Origin of the sequence: Acidisoma sp. S159 (assembly GCF_009766125.1) — a bacterium.
GTDB lineage: Bacteria > Pseudomonadota > Alphaproteobacteria > Acetobacterales > Acetobacteraceae > Acidisoma.
On the sequence record NZ_LMUG01000048.1, the window covers coordinates 417 to 22628 of the forward strand.

Consider the following 22212-nt stretch of genomic DNA (forward strand, 5'->3'; position numbering starts at 1 on the left):
AGCGGCTGAGAGCTGGCTCGATACGGGCAATCGGGGAATGTTCGCCAATGCTCCGGGCGCGGTCGATCTCCATGCGGATCTGGAGCCCGATCTCGCTTCCGAGGCGTGGCAGACGCAGGCTTGGGCGCCCCTGGTGGAAGGCGGCCCTAACCTCGCCGTCATTCGGGCGCGGCTGGAAGGCCGCGCGATCACCCTCGGTCACGGTGCGGCGGCCGCGTGGACTTTGTGGCTCGAAACCGAGGGTAAGCACTCCGCCGTGCTGCGGGCAGGCGGCGGTCTCCTCCGCCTGGCTTCGGTCGCCGCCAAGGCGCCCGGCGACCAGCGCCGATTGGGGGCGGTCGTCGCGGAGGTGACGCTCGACGGGGTGGCGCTGGATCTCGAGGATCATCGCCTGGCCTTGGGTTTCCACGCGATCGAGCGGCAGGGCGAGGCCTGCTGGCGCTGGACGGATGGGCAGGCGCTGCTCGACTTCGGACCGAGCGAGGTCGAGCGCGTGGTGACAGTAACGGTCACCGTCATCGCGGCTGCACAGGACTGGTGCGTCGCGGCTTGAGGCTTGGGGAGCGGCGATGCTCCTCACCTTGTTCGGACACCTCGAAAGAGGACAAGGGTGTCCAGCCGATCGAGCGCCATTTTGCGTCAGCGAATCTTAAATCTTATCACGCCTGAAGTGGAAATCCAGAAGTCTGATACCAAGGCTCGTTGATCGGAACCGCTGTGCCCAGTCGCGAGAACCGATTGAGATGATCGTCCAGGGCTGATCGGCGAGCCTATTCCAGACGTAGCAGCAATGGTCGACGATGTTCTCGTATGAGGAGAACACGCAATTGGATAGGCAATTGTCGCGCATGAATTGCCAAACGTTCTCCTGAGGGTTCAACTCAGGGCATTTCGGCGGCAGCGGCACGATCGTGGTGTTTTCCGGGACATGCAACCTGGGCGACATATGCCAACCGGCCTGATCAAGCAGAAGGGCGGCATGTCGACCGGGTGTGACGCGCCGAAATAACCTTCAAATGCAGGTCCATTGCTTCGGTATCGTACCAAGGTAGAACCAATGCCGCCGCAGTACCCTTCTTCGGACAAATGGCGCCGAAAATTTAGGTCCAGGCCGTCCGTTGGTCGTGCGGAGCGGAGGGTCGAGTGCCTCGTCTTCCCTCGTCTTGCCTTCCATCCGGCATAGCCGGATGGAACCTTGGGCAAGCCTCGCCCATCGCCTAGTGATCTTGTTCTTCTGCCCGATTCTAGCTTCATCAGCGAACCAAACCTCTACGTCGCTACGTTCAATTCCCTTTTCTCGCGCGATTTCGTCCAGACGGATTGGGAAACTTTTTTAAAAGCGTCAATCGCGCCCTCCGCCTGGGCATGGTGGCGTGGTCGCGCGGACAGCTTGCGGTATCCCATCTTGCGCAGTTCAAAGCTGAGCGTCTGCTTGGAGATGCTCACTTTGTGTTCCTCGAACAGCCACTGACATAGGTCGATGATACGCCAACGCACAACACCATGGATCGCTGGATTAGGGCCACCCTTGACCTGAGCAGCAAGGGCAGTGCGCTGTGCCGCTATGAGCCTGGCGGGCTGGCCAGGCGCCTTGCGATCGAGCAGGCCCATGGCGCCCTCCGCGTTAAACCTCAGCACCCAATCCCGCACGATCTGCAAGGTCACGCCGCCGATCTTGGCGGCGTCACTCCGCCTGCCGCTGTCGTAGATCGCCGCCAATGCCAGCAAACGGCGCGCCTGCGGGCCGTCCTTGGTCTTCTTGGCAGCAGCGCGCACCTGCGCCGCGGTGAAATCCGTTCGAAGCGGGATCGGCATGGCGAACTCCGAGGTTCGCCATCGTGAATCAGATCCAAGCCGATTCGGGATCCCCCGCGAGTCACCCTTCACGAGACTCGGTATCAGCCATCGGCCTTTCGCCGTGCTCCTTCCCGCCGACTTTTTGCAATACCGTCTTCCACCAACGCGACGGCAATGACTGACAGGTAGAGTCCTTTGCAGTTGCGGTCCATCCAGGCGGCTAGGTCAGGCACAACGACGACTTTCGTCGTGCACCAGTTGTGAGGACATTCGTATCGACCAGGTACACCGCCCAGAACTCAGTCTCCCGAAGCCCATCGTGGCGTGCTGGTAAGTCGCCCGCCTCGAAGGGCGATTCCCCCAGGAGACGGCCAAAGGATGGCACCTGGGACAGCCGCTCCCAATCTTCGAAGCGCCACGGCCCCGTCCGACAACTCCATTCCTACCGAACCGCTGCGCCAATCAGCGATTCGCCGAGTATTGGGCTGCGAACCAGTCCTAAACATTGTGCCACGTTCCAGCACCAGATTTATAAGTAACGGGGAATTCTTCGATCACGTAATCGAAATTCTCTTGGTCAAGAACCATGGCTGACGGCACTAAACCTGCGCCAGTGAAGGCGTTATAGTAAGCACGATTAAGCGCGCGGGCAAAGATTCCTGGGCCGGTCTTGAACGGAATGTAAAGGCCCGGGTGAAGGAAACAGTTTCGGTAAAGAGATAGGAGACAATCCGAGAGAATTTTTGAGCCTCTTACCGCGCCAAAAAAGTCGTTATGCACGACGTTGCCGGCCGTCAGCAGGAAAACATGCTCGACGTTCTTAGGTAGGAATTTTTCAAATCTATCTACAGAATGAAGACGAATATCGGCGTCGAGCCAGTAGCCCCCGTATTGATAAATGACATGTACACGGAGAATATCAGCCGCTTCCGCAGGATGTCGTGCGTTCAGAAATACAGCACGAGCCTCAAAGCCAAACGTCTCATACAGCCAGTGCTCGGCCGTTGCCTTGTTGAAAACTCTTATATTAAAGTAGTTTAGAGCTGAGTGATACTCGAAGTTTTGCTGAATCTCTACTGGAGGTGCCTGATCCCAGTAGAAGAACAGATTACGAGGAATGATATCGCTCTGCACCCCCGCGGATCGTCGATAATTTTCTATCCGCCTGCGGCTCGCAGAGAACACCTTGAGTATTCCTGCCACGTAGATCAAATCAGACTCTTCGCCTGTGTGGAATTCCTCGTAGCAATTCTCCATGAGAGCGATGGCACTATGAGGATTTGCGTCGTTCATGAGCAGTTGAGCGCCACAGACCAGCTTGTAAAATTGCGTATTGAGCATACGCAGACTAACCAGCTCGTTATCCTCTAGCGCCTGGCGGTCTTTAATCAAGCAGAGCAGGCGTGCGTAAAGCAGAGATTGGGCGAGCGGATAGATTCCGGGCGCCTTGGGATGCAAATCATAGGCTCGTTTGTATAGGGCTGAAGCTTGCGCAAAATGCCCATGTAAGTGAAGAATGTTGGCTAATTCAAAGCAAGAGGGAACGCTTTCCGCTCCCCTCTGCCGGAAGATTTCGATCACAGCTGGATCGATCGCCAGCGTGGCTTCGATGTCCTCTTCCTCTACCGGCAACGACTGTGTGTTAACCGGCTGTATGACACTGGAAGTAGACAGGCTTGCTGCCGGAAACTCTTTGATTATGGCGCTCGCAAGCCGCTGGTACACGATGCGATGAAAATGAGTTGGACCGGTAATTTCGGCACGATCATGAATGTGCGGGTCGATACTGACGGTCGTTATGTTCGGCCGCAGCCGTGTTGCCTCTATCATCCATTGATTGAACACCTTGTGCCGCACCAGCAGACCAGGAATCGTCTCGCAGGCTCGTTCACTAAGTAGCAATAGGACCACAGACGACGAATCCTGAAACCGAGAGACAATGAGCTCAAGATTACGCTTGAAGGTTGTCTCGTCAATCAACCCAATGCAGATTGCGTTAGCCTTCAGATAGTGGAACACCAACATCGCTTCTGGTGAGGCTTGCCGCGCCAACAAGCTACCTTCATCTAGGGCTAGTACATCATGATGCCCGAGAGCAGCAGGCGAGAACGGCGCGACATGGCCGAGCCGCCGATGTTGGAAGAGCAGATAATAAGCATCCGCCCAGAGGCTCAGGAGGACAAGGCCAGGCGTTGCCGTTAGGTTCGGGAGATTGAAATCACCGTACTGATATCCGGCGAGGCGAAGGAAGTACAACTCCTCTTTCGTCGGAGGGATGCCGGATCGGGCCAGCATCGTAGTATGATCGGTGCGAATCTCCATTCCATGTCGGACGCTGATGAAGTGGCTGTGCAAGGTTCGCGCGTGTGGCTGCAAATAGTGTGATAAGGCTTGTATGTCGCAACCACCGATTAGAAGCACATCATCCCAATGAGCATTGACCAGGCCCTGATGCTCCGTACCAGCGTAATAACTGATCCAGTCAACGGGGATTTGTTCGTCGTGTAGATCCGTCAGCACCTCGCCTGTCATGGCCACGGCTGGCCGACCGAGTTCGCGGTAGAACCAAAGCTCTGCAAACATGCCGAGCGTGCGACACGAGAAACAGTAGTGCAGGAGATCATGGTAACCCGCGCCTTTGCGCTGGGCATAGAACCCGACAAGACCATAGTCGCCAAAATTGTCGCGGACACGGAGCAGACCTGCTTGAACGTTGAACAAACTGAGTTGTTCGCGCAGAGTGGCTCTGGCAAGGTCGGGGTTCTCGGGCAGCCTATGTTTAGTGAAATTCAGCTGATTGGTTCGGTTTATTAACTCCACCGCGCGATCAATGTTGGCTTCGATGTCGTAGACGATTTCGACCGTTATTCCACTTTCTCGCAAGAAGCCATAAACCTCGCCCCCTGCCTTGATCTGTGCCTGTTGTTTTTCTTCAAGGAGCTTGTAAGTTGCCAGCCGCGTCAGCGCCTGATCATCTTTGCCTCTTAGGCGAACGTCCGCCAACATCTCTTGCACGAAGTTCTGTCCAGCCACCTGTAAAGTCGGCGTAAAATATTTCGCCTCCTGAAGGTTCATTGGATTGTCGTCGAGGAACAAAACGGTCTCCGGCCGAAGCTGAACAGCTTCAATGATGCTGGCAACGCGGGCACCCTTTGAACTCCAGTCGATGCTCGGGAAGATAAAGTAACGCCAGACTCCCCAACGCTCCATCAAGTCCTGCACCGAAACATAGTCGTTGCGGGAACAGATTGAACTCATAATCCCACGCTGTGCTAACTTTATAACGATGTCGCCTGCATGTTCCGCTTCAGTAAGACCGCCTTCCGTTAACGTACCTTTCCAAAAGGTTTCGTCCAGGTCCCAGATCACCAAGCGCACAGGCTCCGACATTTCACACCTCTAGATTCAAGCGTTGTGTAAGCCGTTAAATCGAAGGATTCTAGTTATGCTCGTTAAAAAACTTTGACGGAATTTTCTCATAGGCGATGTCGATATGCGGCATATGGGTATCTGAACAGTGCGGCTGCACGATTTTCTGAACAGTGGATATAGGGCTGACCGGCTCAAAGAGGCGTGACACGTGGGTGCGAAAAGGAAGCAGTACAGCGCGGACCTTAAGCGCGGGTGTAGATATCATAGCACTGTTGATGAAAAGACCCGGAGAAGCTATCGCCCTCCGGGTGCACGCCTAACTTCATGTCTGTCAGGAATTCCATATTGGGGTCGAAATAAGATGAAAGGACTCCTCGATTTGTAATGCGCCGCCAGGGGGTGGACAGGATCAAGCGGCGGCTTCGACTGTCTGCTGGGCGGCGTGTTGAACCTCGAACTGCACCAGCCCGAGGTCTCCGGCGAAGCGCTACGGGATCAACACGGAGACAGTCGCCAAATAAAAGAGGCGAGCGTTATCGCCGACCGGCGAACCGGTCCCAAAGAACCCGGCTTGACAGTGCTTTCGCTTGAGGATGAAGCAGTCATCCTGGTCTTCCGGCGGTATATTGCTGCCCCTCGACGACTGCCTCTACGAGCCCACCAATGACGGCTTCGCGACCTCACCCCCTGGTGAATTCTTCTGTCAAATATGGGAAAAAGAGCCATCAAAATCCAAATAAAACCCGCACCACCAAACCCTGGGACCAAACATCTAGGCCCTCATCATAAGATAGTTGACGACCAACTTGCGCAGCACCATCGGCATGATATCGTGTTGGGCAAGATCCACGGTCGTCCAACCCAATCGCGACTCCGTATTAGTAATGCGGTGCATCACTGCCGCTTCATTCGTGTTGCAAAACTCAGGATGGTGCGGTAGGTCAGCAGCGTATCGCAGCCGTACAACTGTCCATAGGCCATCATTGATAGATATCTGACTGCGCGACTCCTTGCTTCCGATCTGCGCTTCCTGGCAGAAGCTTTTTCCATTTTTTGTCTGCGATCAACACCGTCTTCTCGCCACGTTTGATCAGTAGATCAGGGCGAGTCTGGAATAGCCCATCGCCGCCGTCAGCTACCGTGGTGCAGGGCCGACGGCCATCCTGCGCGATTACACGAAGGCCATTCTAGTAGCCTCATACTCATGCCGCTCGGCCGCGTCGGTCTTGGGCAAAATAGATGGGCCAGGACAACAGGATGTGTGCCGCGTCTCTCTATGGCGGGTAAGGCGTCAGTAGAGTCCCAACTGCTAAGTGTCAGGCGATTTTCGACCGCGGGGCTTCGGTCTTAGGCACTGCTGGGGGGAGGGTGCAGGACGATGCCTTCTTTCTCCACGCGGACGCCAGCCTCCAAATAAATTGCCAGGGCAGGTTTCAAGGCTCCTGTAGAGGTTGGCTTAATCTGACGCACAAGACGGAAACCAGCAACAAACTGAGCATGAATGGCAGTCCAGGTAGTGGGTGTTTCTGGACTCGTCTGCACACTGCTGCTTCGGTGTGTCCTTGGCTACGCACCGCAGGCGAAAATTCATATATTTCAACTCTAACGGACTTCATCACGCAGCGATTTGAACCCGATGATTTTGCTTAGGATTAGAAAATGCCAAACCACCATCGTTGGCAAAATGTGCCGCCTGTGAAAACGACACCCAATGATCTTGCGTTCGAGGCACTCCTTCCGTCCCGCGAAATTCTCTGGCACGCTGCTATTCTCCCTGGCAGTATCAAGCCTTTTCCGCTATCGTTTGACGTCCAGAGAAGGGACAATATCGTGACCCAGCATGTTCTGTTTATTGTCACCAACGCAGCCATCATCGGGCCGCAGAATCGCAAGACTGGTTTTTTTTTGCCGAGGTCGCTCACCCGTTTGAGGTGCTTGACACGGCGGGTATCGCGGTTGAGTTCGCGTCCATCGCGGGTGGATGGGCACCCTACGATGCTTACGACGAAAAGGATCAGGCTCAGAAGGCGTTTTTCGAGAGCAAGGCGTTCCGCAGGCTGAATCGGAGCCGGAAGTTGTCCGAGGTCGATGCCGCGGACTATGATGCCATTCTGATTCCCGGTGGTCTCGGACCGATGGTTGACCTCGCGCGCAATGCGGAGGTGCAGAAAGCCGTCGTTCGTTCTTGGAGCACGGGCAAGTTCGTGACGGCCGTCTGTCATGGTCCCTGCTCGCTACTCGGAGTGGATCTCGGCGACGGAGTGCCATTCGTGCGTGGCAAGAAACTCACCGCATTTTCGAAGAAGGAAGAGTACGACTATGCCCGCGACGACGTCCCGTTCGAACTCGAGGATGCACTTCGGGCGGAAGGCGCCGAGTACTCCTCAACCGAAAATTGGATGCCGAAGGTGGTTGTCGACGGCCGACTCATAACCGGCCAGAACCCCGCTTCCGCAGGCCCGATGGCGAAGGAACTGCTCGCGGCGCTCAAGAGACCCGTCTGAGGCGGCATCCGGAGGCTGTCGAGATCGAGTAAGCCTCTCGGATACCCCATCGGCGTCGAGGTTCTCTGAATCGAACGTGGACCGGCGGCGAGATGTTGCCGGCTTTCATAAGATTCGCGACCTCAAGGAGGTGGAGAGCGCTGGCTAGGACTAGTGAAAGTGTTTTACCACAAATCAGGCGACACCAAAGTGTTATCCTCAGGCACCACCGCAAAGTAACAATTAAAACCCTACACCCTCTCGAAATCCGTCCGCTCAGTAACCGGCAGGTGTTGCAGGTGGCGCCGCAAGCAATCCAGCGCCAGTTCCACCGCACCCAACCGCACCCAGTCGCGGCCGCCCACTATGCGGGACTCGCGGGACACCACCCCCTCGCCATCGGCGATCGCCAGGCAGATCGTGCCGCCCAAATCCGTCTGGTCCGGATCCGTGTCGAGGTCGATCAGCACCGCCAGCGCATGCGTCGCCCTGGATTGCGACCGCACCGCGCGTGCGACAGCCTCCGCCATCGCCACAGTGAGCGCCCCCGACAGCGACCCACTCGCCAATCCGACCGCCCCGGCGATCTCGCCCAAATCACGCGCGATCACCCCACGGCGAAACACCGCCTCCGCCCCGGGCAGCGGCGCAATGCGGGCGGCGATGCCGCCGCCGGTAAAGGTCTCCACCACCGCCAACGAACTGCCCCGGCCGGATAGCTCCGCCAGCACCACGCCTTCCAGCGTCTGGTCATCCTCGCCCAGGATGAAATTGCCCAGCCGCTTGCGGACCTCCGCCTGCACCGGCGCCAACTTGCGGTCGATCTCCGCGCGGTCCGCGCCGCGCACCGTCAGCTTGGTCTCCAACTGCGGATAATGCGCCCGAAACCCAAGCTTCAAGCTCCCGTCGGGCACGAGGCTCTCCAGCCCGGCCAGCAGCGCGTCGACGTGGGATTCGCCCAGACCATAGGAGTGGAATCGCTTCAGATGGATCGCCGTCGGCGAACCGCCGCGCGTCAGTAAGCGCGGAACGATCTGCTCCTCGACCATGCGGCGCAGCTCCCGAGGCACGCCGGGCGTGAAGAAGAAGCGCGCCTTGCCGATATCCAGCGCGAAGCCGCAGGCGGTGCCGATCGGGTTGTCCAGGACCTCGGCGGTGGCCGGCAACATCGCCTGCTTGCGATTATTGGGTGGCATCACCCGGCTGCGGCGGGTGAAGAAGCCCTCCATAGTGGCGAGCCAAGCCTCGTTCAGCACCAGCTCGACACCAGCCGCCTTTGCCGCGACCTCCTGCGACAGATCGTCCACCGTAGGGCCGAGGCCGCCATTGACGATCACCGCGTCCGCGCGGCCGGCGGCATGGCGGAAGGCCGCCAGCAGATCCTCGCGATCATCGCCGACAGTGGTTTCCCAGCGCACGGAAAGACCAAAATCCTCAAGCTTCTGAGTGATGTAGCTGAAATTCGTATTGACGATCTTGCCGGTGAGAACCTCGTCCCCGGTGCAGATAACCTCGACGTGCATGCTGGTCATAGTCCTGGACAACTCCTGCCGACGCTCACCGGGGCATGTTAGAGCGGGTTCCGCGCAGTTCCCAAGTCGGGCCTTCCACGCACCAGCGCCGCTCCGCCCCCAAAGGGATGCAGCCCAGACCGGGCCACCGAAGACGGCACCCGGAACCTGTGTTCAAACAAGATGGAACAGGGCATCGCCCCGCGCAGGAAGCATGGATGTCAGCGCCAGACGAACAGTCACCAGACCAGTGGGAAGACAAGCATTGGCGCAGGAACCTCGCCGTCTGCCTTGTCGGTTCCTTCACCACCATCGTCGCGATGACCCTGCTGCTGCCGTTCCTGCCACTCTACGTGGAGCAGCTCGGCGTCTCGGGTCACGCGGCCATCGCGCAGTGGTCCGGCATCGCCTATGGCGCGACCTTCTTCGCGGCGGCGCTGGTGGCACCCATCTGGGGACGCCTCGCCGACCGCTACGGCCGCAAACTCATGCTGATCCGGGCGAGCCTGGGCATGGCGGTGGTCATGTCCCTGATCGGCATGGCGCATAATGTCTGGGAGCTGGTGGCGCTGCGGCTGCTGGCCGGCTTCGCGGGTGGCTACGCGTCTGGCTCGACGATCCTTGTCGCGACCCAAACCCCGAGGGCGCGCTCCGGCTGGGCGCTGGGCACCTTGTCCTCGGGCATCATGGCGGGAAATCTGGTCGGGCCGCTGATCGGCGGCGTGCTGCCCCCGCTCATCGGTATCCGCGGCACCTTCTGGCTGGCCGGCGGCGTCATCTTCCTGACCTTCATCGCGACCACCACCCTCATAAAGGAGGAACCGCGCCCTGCCCGGGCCCGGCACAACATCTCGCGCGGCGGCTGGAAAGCGCTCCCCAACAAGCGGCCGATCATCGCCATGCTGGTGACCGGGCTGCTGCTGATGCTGGCCACCATGTCGATCGAGCCGATCATCACGCTCTACGTCGCCCATCTCGTCGAAAATTCGTCGCGCGTGACGCTGGTGTCGGGTGTCGTCATGGCCGCCGCCGCCTTGGGGAGCATCCTGTCCGCGTCACGGCTCGGGAAGCTGGCGGATCGCATCGGGCATTGGAACGTGATCATCGGCGCGCTTCTCGTCTCCGGGCTGTTGCTGATCCCGCAAGCCTTCGTGACGGCGGCGTGGCAACTCATCGGGCTCCGTTTCCTGATGGGGCTGGCGCTGGGCGGTCTCTTGCCCTGCGTCACGAGCGTCATTCGCCATAGTGTGGTGGATGGCATGGCCGGCCGCATTCTCGGCTATTCGACCTCGGCGCAATTTGTCGGGCAGGTGGCCGGGCCGCTACTCGGAGGCTTGGTTGGCGGCCGCATCGGCATGCGCGCGGTATTTCTCGGCACTTCCGCCTTGATGGTGCTCGGTGCGGCCGGCGTTTATCTGAGTCGAACGAAGCCCATACGCCACTTCACGCCGGAGGAGTCGTCGCGCTAGGAAGAGGCGTGGCTTCTTCTTACGGCGTTATGATCTGATACTGAACCGTGAGGCAAAGATGCGTCATGGCATGCGAAGGCATGCCATCCACGCCTTGCCTGCGTGACGAAAGCAGGCGTGGATGCTCGGCCTTCGCCGAGCATGACGTGGTGGGATAGCGAGGGTTTCAACAGAAGACATCCCCCTAGGCTTCCACTCCAAAAGGACGCGGATCATTGACCGCCTTCTGCGCGGCCTCCGCGAAACTACGGCCAACCGGCATCTTCTGAATGTCGTTCCAGAGATCCTCCCCCTCCGGGGAGCCGAAGCAAATGCGCCAGTTCGTGGTGAATTTCAGGATCGTCAGATGGCCGCCGAATTTCTGATCCGCGATCGTTTGCAGCCGGTCCATCAGCTCATTCTCGAACTCGGTCACGGTTCACTCCCGCATTGGTTATTGGCTGGGCACGCAGTTCGTCCGCCCCTGCATGACACAATCCTGCAACTTGCCGGTATCTCGCAATGCGCGACTGATCCAGAGCCCGAACAAGCCCAGCAGCACAAGGAACACGAGCGCGATGACGGCGCCTCGCCGGCTGGGCGGCTCGTTGTCGAACCCGCCATCTTCAGGGTGGTCCGGCCCCGCGAGAAGCCTCGCGACGAACCATAGGACCGTTCGAAACTCCGGATGCATCGCTTTCTCTGCTCCGCCCCCAATGGGGACAAGCGGTAGCCCGAAATTCGCAACCCGGGACGCTACAAAGCGTAACCCCGGCTGTGCCAGGCGCAAGGCGCCTATCACGCCCCGTAATCGTGGCGCCCCTGGATCCCCGCGACCGAGAGGTAGATAACCAATCCATGACCTCTATTGCACGACTGCTCGCCGGCACGGCGGCACTGATGTCCGTGGCGACAGCTGCCCTGGCGCAAAGCGACGACAACGCCCTCCAGCAGGCCATCGCTTCGCCGGCACGCAGCGCCGCCTTCATCGCGCGTGACCCGGTGCGTCATCCGGCGGAGGAACTCCGCTTCTTCGGCGTGAAGCCGGACGCAAAGCTGGTCGAGATATGGCCCGGCGGCGGCTATTGGACGGAAATCCTGATGCCTTACCTGCGGGGCCACGGACACTACGTCGCCGCCCTGCCGCCCGGCAAGCAGGCAGCGTCGTTTCGCACCCGCTTTCCAAAAGCCGAAACCACCGAGCTAGGGGACAGCCATTACACCATCGCCCCGCGGGGCTCGGCCGATGTCGTCGTCACGTTCCGCAATCTGCATGATTGGATGGCGACGAATGAGGCGAGCCAGATGCTCGCGGCCTTCTTCGTCGCACTGAAGCCTGGCGGGGTTTTGGGCGTCGAGGACCATCGCGCTCGCCCCGACCGGCCGCAGGATCCGCATGCGGTCAGCGGCTATGTACGCCAGGATTACGCCATCGCCCTGGTGCAACAGGCCGGTTTCGTCTTCGTCGGCAGCTCCGAGATCAACGCCAATCCGAAAGACACGACGGATTGGCCGAAAGGCGTCTGGACACTGCCGCCGACTTTCGCCTTGGGCGAGAAAGACCACGCCCGCTATGCAGCGGTCGGCGAGGCTGACAACTTCGTGCTGCTGTTTCGTAAGCCCTGAAGCGAAAGGCCCACCAGGTCCGCGCCCTATGAGAAAGCCAGATGGACAACGCTGAAATAGAGGAGATGTTCTCTTCCCTAGGCCCGATCACCATCCGGCGCATGTTTGGTGGCAAAGGCATCTATCACAGGGGCCATATCCTGGCGCTCGAAGTCAGTGACGAGATCCTGCTGAAGGCAGACGCCCTCAGCGCGCCGAAGTTCGAGGCCGCCGGCGCGACGCAATGGGCGTACGAGAACAAGACCAGGAAGGCGGTCAAAATGCCTTACTGGTCGATCCCAGAAGACGCCTTCGACAACCCCGATATCATGGCGAAGTGGGTGCGGATGGCATATGAGGCGGCTTTGCGGGCAGCGTCCTTGCCGTAACTTCGCTGACGTGCCGCTGCCACCGAACCGCTGCACAGGTTTCATTGAGTGGCCGCGCGCGTGGCCGTGTTCTGGTTCGCCCCCGGAAAACCGGTCTACATTGCTTTGCAAATAGCCGGCGTATGCGGCAACCTCGCCCGGGGGAGAAAAAAATGAAGACGATCAAGGGACCTGCGATCTATTTGGCTCAATTCGCCGGCGATGAAGCGCCGTTCAATAGTTTCGCTGAAATCTGTGGCTGGGCCGCGTCACTTGGCTACAAGGGCGTCCAAATTCCCGCTTGGGATACGCGCCTCATCGACCTGCAAAAAGCCGCCGAGAGCGTGGCCTATTGCGACGACCTCAAGGCTACCGCGGATAAAAGCGGCGTGGTGATCACCGAACTCGCCTCCCATCTGCAAGGGCAGCTCGTGGCGGTCAATCCAGCCTTCGACGAACCCTTTGATGCGTTTGCGGCTCCTCATGTGCGAGGCAATCCCGCGGCGCGTCAGCAATGGGCGGTGGAACAGGTGAAGTTCGGTGCCCGAGCGAGCCGCAATCTGGGTCTCAAGTCGCACGTCACCTTCTCGGGTGGTCTCGCCTGGCCCTATGTCTACCCTTGGCCGCCTCGCCCCCCTGGCCTGATCAAGGAGGCATTCGAGGAACTCGCGCGCCGGTGGCGCCCAATCCTGGACGAGCACGAGGAGCATGGCGTGGATGCCTGTTTCGAGCTCCATCCCGGCGAGGATCTTTTCGATGGCACAACCTTCGAGCGGTTCCTGGATCTGCTCGATGGTCATAAGCGTTGCTGCATCGCCTATGACCCGTCGCATTTCCGCCTGCAGAACCTGGACTATGTCGGCTTCATCGACGTCTATCACGAGCGAATCAAAGCCTTTCACGTTAAGGACGCCGAGTTGCGCTCAACGGCGAAGCAAGGCGTCTATTCCGGCTTCTCGGATTGGCCGGATCGCGCCGGACGGTTCCGCTCGCTTGGCGATGGTGACATCGACTTCCGTTCGATCTTCTCGCAGCTCTCAGTTCATGGTTTCGACGGATGGGCGGTTCTAGAATGGGAATGCGCCATCAAGGACCGCATGGACGGCGCGCGGGAAGGGGCCAAGTTTATCGCCGATCATCTGATCAAAGTGAGTACCTCGACCTTTGAGGACTTCATTGATCAGGAGGCTGGCCGTTCCGGGGTGAAGCGCATGCTGGGTCTTTCCTAGCCGGATATCTCTGGTCTGAACCTTTCATTCCTCCACGTCCTGCTCGGCGCAGGCCGAGCATCCACGCCTTTGCTTTGCGTGACGAAGGCAAGGCGTGGATGGCATGCGGGGGGCCGCCCCGCCTCGCATGCCATGACGGATCTTTGGTTCGCCGTTCAGTATCAGGTCATCCTGTCCTAGCCGCGCGCGTAAGCCTCGGCATAGGCCTCCGCGAGTGCCTCCTCGAGCGGCCGTTCGGCCAGATAGCCCGCAAGGTTCGCCGGCCGCTCGACACCCAATAGCAACCGGGGGCACGCCTCAGGCTCGCCAATGACGGTGTGGACCGGAAGGCGCTCCGCGTAGATCGGGAGCGCGTAATCTTCATCGTCATCCGCAACGCCCTTGGCGCGGATTTTCGCTGACGCCCGCTCGATTTCCATCGTCACAACTGACGTCGCCTTGATTTCCTGGTCCGTGCTCGCGCGCAACTGTGCCGTGCGGCCAGGAAAGAAACGATCCACCATCATCACAAGGGCGCGGCGTTTTTCCTCGGGCTCGGTGACGAGCCGAGCCCGCCCAAAAGCCATCACCGAGCGGTAGTCGGCCGAGTGGTTGAAACCGCAGCGCGCGAGAACGAGGCTGTCGAGATGCGTCACCGTGAGGCAGGCCGGCTGTCCGTCCGAAAGGTTTCGCAACATGCGGCTCGCGCTGCTGCCGTGCCAGTAGAGCCGCGTTTCCTCGCGCCAGAAGAGGGTGGGCGTGCAGTAGGGCAGACCATCGACGACATAGGAGACGTGGCAGAGTGCCGCGGCATCGAGCAGCCGGTGGACCGTCTCGTGATCGTAGGACCCACGGTCATGCCGGCGCTTCACGCGGTTGCGTTCGTCGACGACGTAAGTCGGGGCCTCGGTGGCGGACATGGTCTAACCTTTCGCTGACGGGACGGCGTATCATGCACCCTGAACCCGCTCGCTGCGAAGGCTATGCTTTCATGTGCCAAGATCGTAAAGCGTAACTATTCGTTCTCCAGCTGCGACATTGACAAGCATGAGGGCCGCATGACTTGCATGCCGCCGCATGACCGTCGCGGCTATGGTTTCACAATGCTATCGAAAGGACACCCTGTGACACCAGACGATCTCTCAATCCTGACCCGCCGTGGTTTTGTAATGACCAGCCTGATCAGTGGCCTCACTTTGGCGACGCCGCGCGCCGAAGCACAGCAGATCCACACGGATGCGACGGGTCTGACGGTTGGTGAGACTAAGATTCCGGTGTCGGACGGTCTGCTTCCCGCTTATTTCGCACGCCCAGAAGGATCGGGACCGTTTCCGATCGTGGTGGTGGTGGAGGAGATCTTCGGTGTTCACGACTACATCAAGGATGTTTGCCGCCGCCTCGCTAAGCTTGGCTATCTCGCCGTAGCGCCGGAGCTCTATGCGCGACTGGCCGACCTCTCGAAAATGACCGACGGGGAGAAGATTTTCCGAGATGTGATCCTCAAGGCGCCGGACGCGACTGTAATGACGGACCTGGGAGCCGCCATCGATTGGGCCACGGCCCATCAGGGGGACGCCGCTCGGATTGGAACAATCGGATTCTGCCGTGGCGGCCGGGAGGTTTGGCTGTTCGCGGAACACGACAAGCGGCTGCGCGCGGCGGTCGCCTTCTATGGGCCGGTTGCGGGTCCCACGAGCACCATCCAACCACGCAACCCGATCGACATGGCGGCGGAACTGAACTGCCCGCTATTGGGTCTTTACGGAGGCGAGGATCCGAGCATCGCCCAGGCTGACGTCTTCACAACCGAAGCGCGCGCTCAAGCCGCCGGCAAGACAGTCGAGATCGTTTATTTCCCAGATGCCGGCCACGGTTTCCACGCCGACTATCGGCCCAGCTACAACCACGCCGATGCCGAAGCCGCCTGGGGCCGCGCCATCGCCTGGCTCAGGCAGTACGGCGTTCGCTAGGGTTCGATGCGCCGATCGCTCACCGACGCTCGATGCTGCTCAAGATTGCCAAATCGCGCCTAAGAGCGTCAGGCGCGGTCAAGTGTTTTTCGATTTCGCGGTGATGGTGTTTCCATATCGGCACCGCCTCCGCGAGGCGCCTCTGGCCTTCGGTCGTCAGCGTCAAAAGGCGACCGCGGCGATCCTTGGGGTCAACCGTCACTTCTACCAACCCTCGGCGCTCGAGCGGTTTCAGCGCGGCCGTCAGTGTGGTGCGGTCCATCGCCAATAACTCGGCGACGGGCCCCATTGCTGCCGGCTTCGGCCGATTGAGCGACATTAGGAGCGAGAACTGTCCGTTCGTCAGTTCCAAAGGACGCAGCGCTTCATCGAACCGCCGCGCCAGAGCCCGCGCGGCCCGCTGGGCGGCGAGGCACAGGCAGGTATCACGGACCTGCAGTGTAATCTCGAAGGGGACATCATCCACAAAACTAATATGTTGACATCAACCCATAATGTCAATTGAGTTGGGGGAACGAAAGGGAGAAGCGAAATGCACGGGAAGTTCTTCTGGTACGATATCATGACCACCGATACGGAGGCGGCAGCGAGATTCTACTCGGATGTCGTTGGGTGGGACACACAGGATGCCAGCAGCGGCGGCAAGAACTACACGCTGTTCACTGTCGACGGTCAGGGCGTCGCGGGTCTCATGGCGACTCCGGAAGAAGTGGCCCAGCGCGGGGTAAAGCCCGCTTGGCTTGGCTACGTCGCCGTTGATGATGTCGACGCGGCTGTCGCCAAGCTGAAGCAGGAAGGCGGCAATGTGAAGCACGAGCCGGAAACCGTTCCCGGCATCATCCGCTTCGCGGTCGTCGCGGATCCGCAAGGCGCCGTCTTCTATGTCGCCAAGGGTCTTATCGACAAAGCACCGCCTGCCTTGCCCCTAGGGACGCCCGGCACGATCGGCTGGCGCGAACTCTATGCCGGCGAATGGAAATCGGCCTTCGCCTTCTATGAAAAGATGTTCGGCTGGACCAAGGCGGACAGCTTCGATATGGGCCCGATGGGCACCTACCAGCTATTTGCGACCGGCGAGGAGCCAGCCGGCGGCATGATGACAAAGCCCGAAGCAGTCCCGTATCCGAATTGGGGCTACTACTTCAACGTCCCGGCAATCGATGCCGCGGTCGAGCGCGTGAAGACCGCCGCGGGCACCCTTTTGATGGGTCCGACGGAAGTTCCCGGTGGTCAGTGGATCGTGCAATGCATTGATCCGCAGGGTGCGCATTTCGCCCTGGTCGCCCCGAAGCGCTGAAACAACGGAAGCGGATGGGCGCGTTCGTCGCCATCCGCTTCAAAACCTGGGAGTTTCAGATGGACGTTAAAACGGAGACCCTCACTCCGGCGAGCGAACTGGCGCGCAACAACCGGGTTCGAATTCTCAACGAGGGCGCCGAATACCGTGCTGCCCGCACCGCGCTCCTGGCCGAGGAAATCGAACTGCGGCGCCATATCGAGCGTGTCGCCGCGCAGCGCCGCGCCTTGCCACCCGGCGGCGAAGTCATCGGCAAGTACAGCTTCCAGGGCGAGAATGGTGCTATGGATTTCGCTGCGCTATTCGGCGACAAATCGACGCTCGCGCTTTACAGCTACATGTTCGGCCCTCAGCGTGATCGCCCCTGTCCGATGTGCACCAATATGCTGGACGCCTGGGAGGGAAATGCCACCGACATCGGCCAGCACATCGCCTTCGCCGTTGTTGCCCGCTCACCCATAGACCGTCTTGTCGGCTGGAAGCGCGAACGCGGCTGGAAAGACCTCCGCTTATTGAGCGACCTCAACGACAACTACTCGCGCGACTATTTCGGCCTATTGTCGGACGGTGAGGAAATTCCCGCGTTCAACGTGTTCACGCGTCGCGACGGCAAAATCCGCCATTTTTGGTCCGCCGAAATGACGGACACCACGGCGGACCCCGGCCAGGATCCGCGGGGCGCCCCGGATGCCGCGCCGCTGTGGATGGTATTGGATTCGACGCCGGACGGGCGGGGCGGGGATTGGTATCCGAAGTTGGACTACGACAGGTAACCAGGGAACGGCAATGACGTATCGTGCGGCGGCTTCCGGCGGCTTCTCGGAACCGCCGCCGGTCCCCGAAACGGACCATCTCCGAATTAAATAGCCTCCGGGGAACCCGGTTGCTAGCCTCCTTCGGGCACTCGGCGCCCCAGGCCGCGCGTGCGGGGAATTCGTGGCGAGACGTGGCCGCACCTGGCGATCGCGGGATAAGAAGGGACCGCCTCGTGATTCTCTGGCTAGCGAGCCAACCGATCTGGACATGCGCCTTGCTTGTGGTGGGTATACCCACGGTCATAGCGATGATTCTCACCGTTTTCGTCCGGAGCAATGTCGGATTCGAGCGGCTCGTCAGCAACAATGAGGTCGCCGGGTTTAAATTCGCGGTAGTCGGCGTGGTCTACGCGGTTCTCCTCGGATTCGCGATCATCACCGTTTGGGAGAAATTCAAGGACGCGGAGGATGCGGTGACCGCGGAAGCCGCCTCCACTGCGGGGATTTATCGCCTGGCGGATGAATTCGAGAGCACGTATCGCCCAGCTCTACAGGCGGGCGTCCGGCATTACTTGACTTCCGTGCTGGGGCGCGAGGCGGACACCATGGAGACCGGCCAAGCTGACGTCTCCACCACTATCGCCTTGAATAACTTGTATACATCGGTGCTGGCGGCAAAGCCGACCAACGCTAAGGAATCCGATATGTTCTCGGCAACGCTCGACGACCTGCGCTTGCTGGCGGAGGCCCGGCGCGAGCGGCTGGAACTAAGCCGCGGCGCTGCTCCGCCCATCCTGTGGTCTGTCCTGGTGGGGGGCGCGATCCTCAACATCGCCTTCGCTCTCTTCTTTGGCACCAAGCACGTGATGTCCCAGGTCATCATGACGGGGATGCTCGCTGCCGTTATATTCATGTCGCTGTTCGTCGTGATCAATATCAACTATCCATTCACGGGGGGACTCAAGGTCTCAGTGGAGCCGCTGAAATACACACTCGAAAACCTCTCCTCGCAAGATTAGTGAGGATGATCCGCGTAGGAAGCCCTAGGCGCCCGTTGGCTCATCCGTTTCTTGCGGGCTCAACCAAAATAAAAGTGAAGGGCCGAACGTATGGAAATTAACCAAGAGATTAGCTGGATTTCGAGCGGGCACGCGATCGTTCAGCCTCAGGACGGCAGCAAGCCGGTGCTCGACCTGATCGATGGCGCGAAAAAGACTATCGACCTGAAGATGTTCACCTTCACGTCGGATGACATCGCCGAAGCGCTCATCAGGGCACAGAAAAGGGGCGTCAAGGTGCGGGTCATGCTCAATCCCGCTCGCTCCTCTGGTAGCCGGGCGAATGACGATATGCGACAGAGGCTGGAAGCCGGCGGGATAGAACTGAACTGGAGCAGCCCGGATTTCGCTGTCACCCACGAGAAATCCATGGTGATCGACAGCCGTCTCGCGCTGATCGCCACCTTCAACTACGGCGTGAAGTATTTCACGCTCACGCGCGACTACGGGGTCGTCACGGAAGACGCGGCGGTGGTCGCGGAGATCGCGCAATGCTTCGAGCATGATTGGCAGCGCCAGCCGTATAGTCGTCCCAGTCACAGCGCCCTGCTGTGGAGCAATAGCGGTTCACGCGTCCTCATGTGCTCCTTCATCGATCAGGCCAAGCATACGCTCGATGTGCAGCACCCGAAATTCGTCGATGCCGTGGTGCTGGACCGGCTGATCGAGGCGCATGGCCGGGGCGTTCGTGTGCGCGTGATCTGTGGCGGCAAGCATGGCATCAGCACCTGGGACATCCTCGACACATTTGCCTCCCTCAGGCTCATGACGCGAAATGGCATCAAGGTCCGCAAGCAAAAGCATTTGCGCCTTCACGCGAAGCTCCTGCTGGCGGACGAGAAGCGAGCCCTCGTCGGCTCCATGAATATCGACCGCAGCGCCTTCGACCTCAGACGTGAGCTCGGCTGCTTTGTCGCGGATCCGAAGGCGGTTGCCGCGCTTCAGAAAGTCTTCGACACTGACTGGCATGAGGCCGGCGAATATGACCCCCCGGATCCTTTGGGCGTGCATCTCGTCGTGGAGGATGACCACCCGCATGATGAGGAACTCGTGCACGAATAGGCCGGCTCGATCATGGGCGAGGCAACGGCCGCGATCGAGCCGGCAGGTTGCCGGTACCGAGGCGGCCGTTTAAGCTTGCCGCGAGGCTGCAGGCGCTGAAAGACGATGCGGTAGACCGGGCAGCAGAACCGGACACCGCTTGCAAGACAGCCTGATAGCGAAAGCGGCACAACACGGCAGGAGATACTCGTGGCAACCGAGACCCACGCGAAAGCGACGCTGAATCAGCGGGCCGTGCACGAGTTACGAGAGTTCGTGATCCTGACGGCCTATCTCTACGTGACGCTCGGCGCGGTTATCCTGATGAAAGCGGCGGTGCTGCACACGCATGGCATTCACTCCGCTCTCTGGGGCATCGCCATCGTCAAGGCCCTGCTTCTTGCGAAATTCATGTTGATCGGCAATGGGTTGAAACTCGGCGAACGCTACAAGGACCGTCCGTTGATCTGGCCGACCCTGCACAAGGCAGCCGCCTTCCTGGTGCTGCTCGTGATCCTCACCAGCCTCGAGGAGGTGGTCGTCGGGCTGTTCCACGGTCTGTCGATCTCCGCTTCGCTCGGTGATCTCTTCGGCCGAAGGTTAGAGGAAACCCTTGCCGGTTTCCTCATCATGCTTCTGATTCTGATTCCGTTCTTCGGTTTCCGCGTCCTGAACGAAGCGATCGGCGGAGACCGGCTGCGGAGAGTTTTCTTTGTCGATGGCGCGGAGCTTGCGGGGAATAAATCAACGAACTAGCGCGGGATGTCTTTGATTCGAACCGCGCTCATTCCACCACGTCATGCTCGGCGAAGGCCGGGCATCGCCTTTGCTTGCTTCACGAAGGCAGGCGTGGATGGCACGCCTTCGTGCCACGACGGCTCTTTGGGTCGCGGCTCACTATTAGATCATCACGGTCTAGCACCCTAAGAATGCCATCGGGGCCTAGTTTCGCCAGGGCGGATCCCCGCATGCAACGTCCAAGGCCAGCCGGGTTGTGTTTTCTGAGAGCGCTGGATAGCCTGCGGTCAGCAAGAAGCCCTTCTGGCCCGACCGGGTCACGCAGAGCGCCAACCCTGGAATGAGCGCGCCGAAATGGTCATCACGGCAACCGGCCGCGGACTCCTGTGTCCGGACATGCGACCGTTTGAAATCAAGCCTTCATGAAGCCGGAAATTCGGCTATCGAATGCCCGCCTCGTTCTGCCTGACCGCATCCTCGACGGCGGCCTATCCATACGAGGAGAACTGATCGCCGCCCTCGACGAAGGCGGCTCGCGCGCGGGCGGCATCGACCTCGAGGGTGACTTCCTCATCCCGGGCGTCATCGATCTCCATACCGACAACCTCGAGCGTCAGGTTCAGCCAAGGCCCAGCGCGCGCTGGCCCTCGCGCTCCGCCTTCCTGGCGCATGACGCACAATGCGCTGTGGCGGGCGTCACCACCGTCTTCGACTCCTTCTGCGTCGGTGACCTCGGCTTCGAGGAAGACCGCCAGCGCACCCTGGCCGACGGCGTCGCCGATCTCGACATCCTCGCTTCCGCCGGCCTCCTGAAAGCCGAACACCTCCTGCATCTGCGCTGCGAGCTTCCGGCCGCCGACATGCAGGACGAGTTCCGCCGCTATATCGACCACCCGAAGCTTCACCTGGTCAGCGTGATGGATCATTCCCCGAGCGTCGGCCAATGGGGCGATGTCGCGCAGTATCGCGCCAACCGGCGGCGAGAAGGCGCCACCGAGCCGGAGATCGACCGCAAGCTCGAACACCACCGCGCGTTACGCGCGCTTTGGCGCGGCCCCAACCGGTCCGCCGTTCTCACCGGGATTGCCGGGCGCGCTATTCCCATTGCGAGCCACGACGATCGCACGGCCGAAGAGATCGCCGAAAACGACGCCGACGGCATCCGCATCTCGGAGTTTCCCGTCACATTGGAAGCGGCAAAGGCGGCGCGCGCGCATGGCATGACGGTCATCGCGGGCGCCCCCAATATCGTCCGTGGAGGTTCACATTCCGGCAATGTCGCCGCCATCGACCTGCTGCGGGCAGGAACGGTCGATGCCTTTGCCTCGGATTACGTGCCCGGCAGCCTCATCGAGGCCGCCTTCATGGCGACGCGGCTTGCAGGCATCCCTTTGCCCCAGGCGGTTGGCCTGATCACCGCAAGTCCCGCGCGTATGGCGAATCTGGCTGATCGCGGCCGCCTCGCCGTCGGTCTCGCCGCGGACCTCGTGCAGCTGCGCGTCTATGAGGGCCTTCCCGCCGTCCGAGCCGTCTGGCGGCGCGGCGTCCGAGTGGGCTGACG

General features: G+C 60.2%; 19 protein-coding genes and 3 pseudogenes. 14 read left to right on the top strand and 8 right to left on the bottom strand.

All coding sequences use genetic code 11. From position 1 onward, the window contains the following. A pseudogene (locus GSQ92_RS15065) lies at nucleotides 1-553 on the top strand (hypothetical protein); the annotation flags it as partial. 156 nt (nucleotides 554-709) lie between these two features. On the opposite strand, the pseudogene GSQ92_RS15070 reads toward GSQ92_RS15065, so the two are convergent. Together GSQ92_RS15070 and GSQ92_RS15075 are read right to left on the bottom strand one after the other, a co-directional pair. After that, a pseudogene (locus tag GSQ92_RS15070) lies at nucleotides 710-1815 on the bottom strand (IS630 family transposase); the annotation flags it as partial. 480 nt (nucleotides 1816-2295) lie between these two features. Further along, nucleotides 2296-5187, bottom strand: coding sequence for a hypothetical protein (locus GSQ92_RS15075; protein WP_158802760.1), 2892 nt, complete (start codon nucleotides 5185-5187; stop codon nucleotides 2296-2298). A 446-nt stretch (nucleotides 5188-5633) separates the two neighbouring features. On the opposite strand from GSQ92_RS15075, the pseudogene GSQ92_RS30970 reads away from it, so the two are divergent. Then, a pseudogene (locus GSQ92_RS30970) lies at nucleotides 5634-5822 on the top strand (IS481 family transposase); the annotation flags it as partial. A gap of 327 nt (nucleotides 5823-6149) precedes the next feature. Here the strand turns inward: GSQ92_RS30970 and GSQ92_RS31725 are convergent. Then, entirely contained in the window at nucleotides 6150-6341 is a 192-nt protein-coding gene (locus GSQ92_RS31725; RefSeq protein ID WP_158802790.1) for a 5-methylcytosine restriction system specificity protein McrC, read from the bottom strand. 759 nt (nucleotides 6342-7100) lie between these two features. Here GSQ92_RS31725 and GSQ92_RS15085 point away from each other — a divergent pair. Further along, the gene (locus GSQ92_RS15085; RefSeq protein WP_254065601.1) at nucleotides 7101-7673 is read left to right on the top strand and encodes a type 1 glutamine amidotransferase domain-containing protein; all 573 of its coding nucleotides are present in this window, start codon (nucleotides 7101-7103) and stop codon (nucleotides 7671-7673) included. Nucleotides 7674-7903: 230 nt separating this feature from the next. On the opposite strand, the gene GSQ92_RS15090 is transcribed toward GSQ92_RS15085, so the two are convergent. Next, the gene (locus GSQ92_RS15090) at nucleotides 7904-9184 is read right to left on the bottom strand and encodes a CinA family nicotinamide mononucleotide deamidase-related protein (protein ID WP_158802759.1); all 1281 of its coding nucleotides are present in this window, start codon (nucleotides 9182-9184) and stop codon (nucleotides 7904-7906) included. 197 nt (nucleotides 9185-9381) lie between these two features. Here GSQ92_RS15090 and GSQ92_RS15095 point away from each other — a divergent pair, with 197 nt between their 5' ends. Continuing rightward, a complete protein-coding gene (locus tag GSQ92_RS15095; RefSeq protein WP_159013652.1) occupies nucleotides 9382-10632 on the top strand; it encodes an MFS transporter in 1251 nt (416 codons plus the stop codon). Nucleotides 10633-10816: 184 nt separating this feature from the next. Here the strand turns inward: GSQ92_RS15095 and GSQ92_RS15100 are convergent, their stop codons facing one another. Continuing rightward, nucleotides 10817-11047: a hypothetical protein gene (locus tag GSQ92_RS15100; protein ID WP_159013653.1), complete on the bottom strand. Its 231-nt coding sequence runs from the start codon at nucleotides 11045-11047 to the stop codon at nucleotides 10817-10819. Nucleotides 11048-11065: 18 nt separating this feature from the next. Then, entirely contained in the window at nucleotides 11066-11305 is a 240-nt protein-coding gene (locus tag GSQ92_RS15105; RefSeq protein ID WP_158802756.1) for a hypothetical protein, read from the bottom strand. A gap of 164 nt (nucleotides 11306-11469) precedes the next feature. Between GSQ92_RS15105 and GSQ92_RS15110 the strand changes: the two genes are divergently transcribed. From GSQ92_RS15110 to GSQ92_RS15120, 3 genes are all read left to right on the top strand, one after another. Beyond that, entirely contained in the window at nucleotides 11470-12237 is a 768-nt protein-coding gene (locus tag GSQ92_RS15110) for a class I SAM-dependent methyltransferase (protein ID WP_254065600.1), read from the top strand. 41 nt (nucleotides 12238-12278) lie between these two features. After that, nucleotides 12279-12605 (top strand): TfoX/Sxy family protein, encoded by a 327-nt coding sequence (locus GSQ92_RS15115; RefSeq protein ID WP_158802755.1) that lies wholly within the window; start codon nucleotides 12279-12281, stop codon nucleotides 12603-12605. 152 nt (nucleotides 12606-12757) lie between these two features. Continuing rightward, entirely contained in the window at nucleotides 12758-13813 is a 1056-nt protein-coding gene (locus GSQ92_RS15120) for a sugar phosphate isomerase/epimerase (RefSeq protein WP_158802754.1), read from the top strand. Between the two features lie 176 nt (nucleotides 13814-13989). Here GSQ92_RS15120 and GSQ92_RS15125 read toward each other — a convergent pair whose 3' ends face one another. Further along, nucleotides 13990-14712 carry a pyridoxamine 5'-phosphate oxidase family protein gene (locus tag GSQ92_RS15125; RefSeq protein ID WP_158802753.1) on the bottom strand — a complete coding sequence of 241 codons (723 nt, stop codon included), beginning with the start codon at nucleotides 14710-14712 and terminating at the stop codon, nucleotides 13990-13992. Nucleotides 14713-14916: 204 nt separating this feature from the next. Between GSQ92_RS15125 and GSQ92_RS15130 the strand changes: the two genes are divergently transcribed. After that, on the top strand, nucleotides 14917-15762 hold the full coding sequence (locus tag GSQ92_RS15130; RefSeq protein ID WP_254065599.1) for a dienelactone hydrolase family protein: 846 nt from the start codon (nucleotides 14917-14919) through the stop codon (nucleotides 15760-15762). 19 nt (nucleotides 15763-15781) lie between these two features. Here GSQ92_RS15130 and GSQ92_RS15135 read toward each other — a convergent pair whose 3' ends face one another. Further along, entirely contained in the window at nucleotides 15782-16114 is a 333-nt protein-coding gene (locus GSQ92_RS15135) for a MarR family winged helix-turn-helix transcriptional regulator (RefSeq protein WP_371417987.1), read from the bottom strand. 180 nt (nucleotides 16115-16294) lie between these two features. Here GSQ92_RS15135 and GSQ92_RS15140 point away from each other — a divergent pair, with 180 nt between their 5' ends. The 6 genes from GSQ92_RS15140 (at nucleotide 16295) to GSQ92_RS15165 (ending at nucleotide 22210) form a co-directional block, all read left to right on the top strand. Then, the gene (locus GSQ92_RS15140; protein WP_158802752.1) at nucleotides 16295-17059 is read left to right on the top strand and encodes a VOC family protein; all 765 of its coding nucleotides are present in this window, start codon (nucleotides 16295-16297) and stop codon (nucleotides 17057-17059) included. A gap of 14 nt (nucleotides 17060-17073) precedes the next feature. Beyond that, a complete protein-coding gene (locus tag GSQ92_RS15145) occupies nucleotides 17074-17832 on the top strand; it encodes a DUF899 family protein (protein WP_254065598.1) in 759 nt (252 codons plus the stop codon). A gap of 215 nt (nucleotides 17833-18047) precedes the next feature. Continuing rightward, entirely contained in the window at nucleotides 18048-18833 is a 786-nt protein-coding gene (locus tag GSQ92_RS15150; protein ID WP_159013654.1) for a DUF4239 domain-containing protein, read from the top strand. Nucleotides 18834-18923: 90 nt separating this feature from the next. After that, nucleotides 18924-19934, top strand: coding sequence for a phosphatidylserine/phosphatidylglycerophosphate/cardiolipin synthase family protein (locus GSQ92_RS15155; protein WP_158802749.1), 1011 nt, complete (start codon nucleotides 18924-18926; stop codon nucleotides 19932-19934). Between the two features lie 189 nt (nucleotides 19935-20123). Further along, nucleotides 20124-20669, top strand: a complete 546-nt coding sequence (locus tag GSQ92_RS15160) for a hypothetical protein (RefSeq protein WP_158802747.1) — start codon at nucleotides 20124-20126, stop codon at nucleotides 20667-20669. Nucleotides 20670-21073: 404 nt separating this feature from the next. Then, complete coding sequence (locus tag GSQ92_RS15165) at nucleotides 21074-22210, top strand: alpha-D-ribose 1-methylphosphonate 5-triphosphate diphosphatase (RefSeq protein WP_159013655.1); 1137 nt, start codon at nucleotides 21074-21076, stop codon at nucleotides 22208-22210. The last annotated feature ends 2 nt before the right edge of the window (nucleotides 22211-22212 follow it).

Coding starts and splice junctions, on each gene's coding strand:
- GSQ92_RS15110 (WP_254065600.1), top strand. CDS start 11,470: ATGACCTCTATTGCACGACTGCTCGCCGGCACGGCGGCACTGATGTCC.
- GSQ92_RS15120 (WP_158802754.1), top strand. CDS start 12,758: ATGAAGACGATCAAGGGACCTGCGATCTATTTGGCTCAATTCGCCGGC.
- GSQ92_RS15105 (WP_158802756.1), bottom strand. CDS start 11,305: ATGCATCCGGAGTTTCGAACGGTCCTATGGTTCGTCGCGAGGCTTCTC.
- GSQ92_RS15140 (WP_158802752.1), top strand. CDS start 16,295: ATGCACGGGAAGTTCTTCTGGTACGATATCATGACCACCGATACGGAG.
- GSQ92_RS15125 (WP_158802753.1), bottom strand. CDS start 14,712: ATGTCCGCCACCGAGGCCCCGACTTACGTCGTCGACGAACGCAACCGC.
- GSQ92_RS15115 (WP_158802755.1), top strand. CDS start 12,279: ATGGACAACGCTGAAATAGAGGAGATGTTCTCTTCCCTAGGCCCGATC.
- GSQ92_RS15155 (WP_158802749.1), top strand. CDS start 18,924: ATGGAAATTAACCAAGAGATTAGCTGGATTTCGAGCGGGCACGCGATC.
- GSQ92_RS15095 (WP_159013652.1), top strand. CDS start 9,382: ATGTCAGCGCCAGACGAACAGTCACCAGACCAGTGGGAAGACAAGCAT.
- GSQ92_RS15145 (WP_254065598.1), top strand. CDS start 17,074: ATGGGCGCGTTCGTCGCCATCCGCTTCAAAACCTGGGAGTTTCAGATG.
- GSQ92_RS15090 (WP_158802759.1), bottom strand. CDS start 9,184: ATGACCAGCATGCACGTCGAGGTTATCTGCACCGGGGACGAGGTTCTC.
- GSQ92_RS15075 (WP_158802760.1), bottom strand. CDS start 5,187: ATGTCGGAGCCTGTGCGCTTGGTGATCTGGGACCTGGACGAAACCTTT.
- GSQ92_RS15165 (WP_159013655.1), top strand. CDS start 21,074: ATGAAGCCGGAAATTCGGCTATCGAATGCCCGCCTCGTTCTGCCTGAC.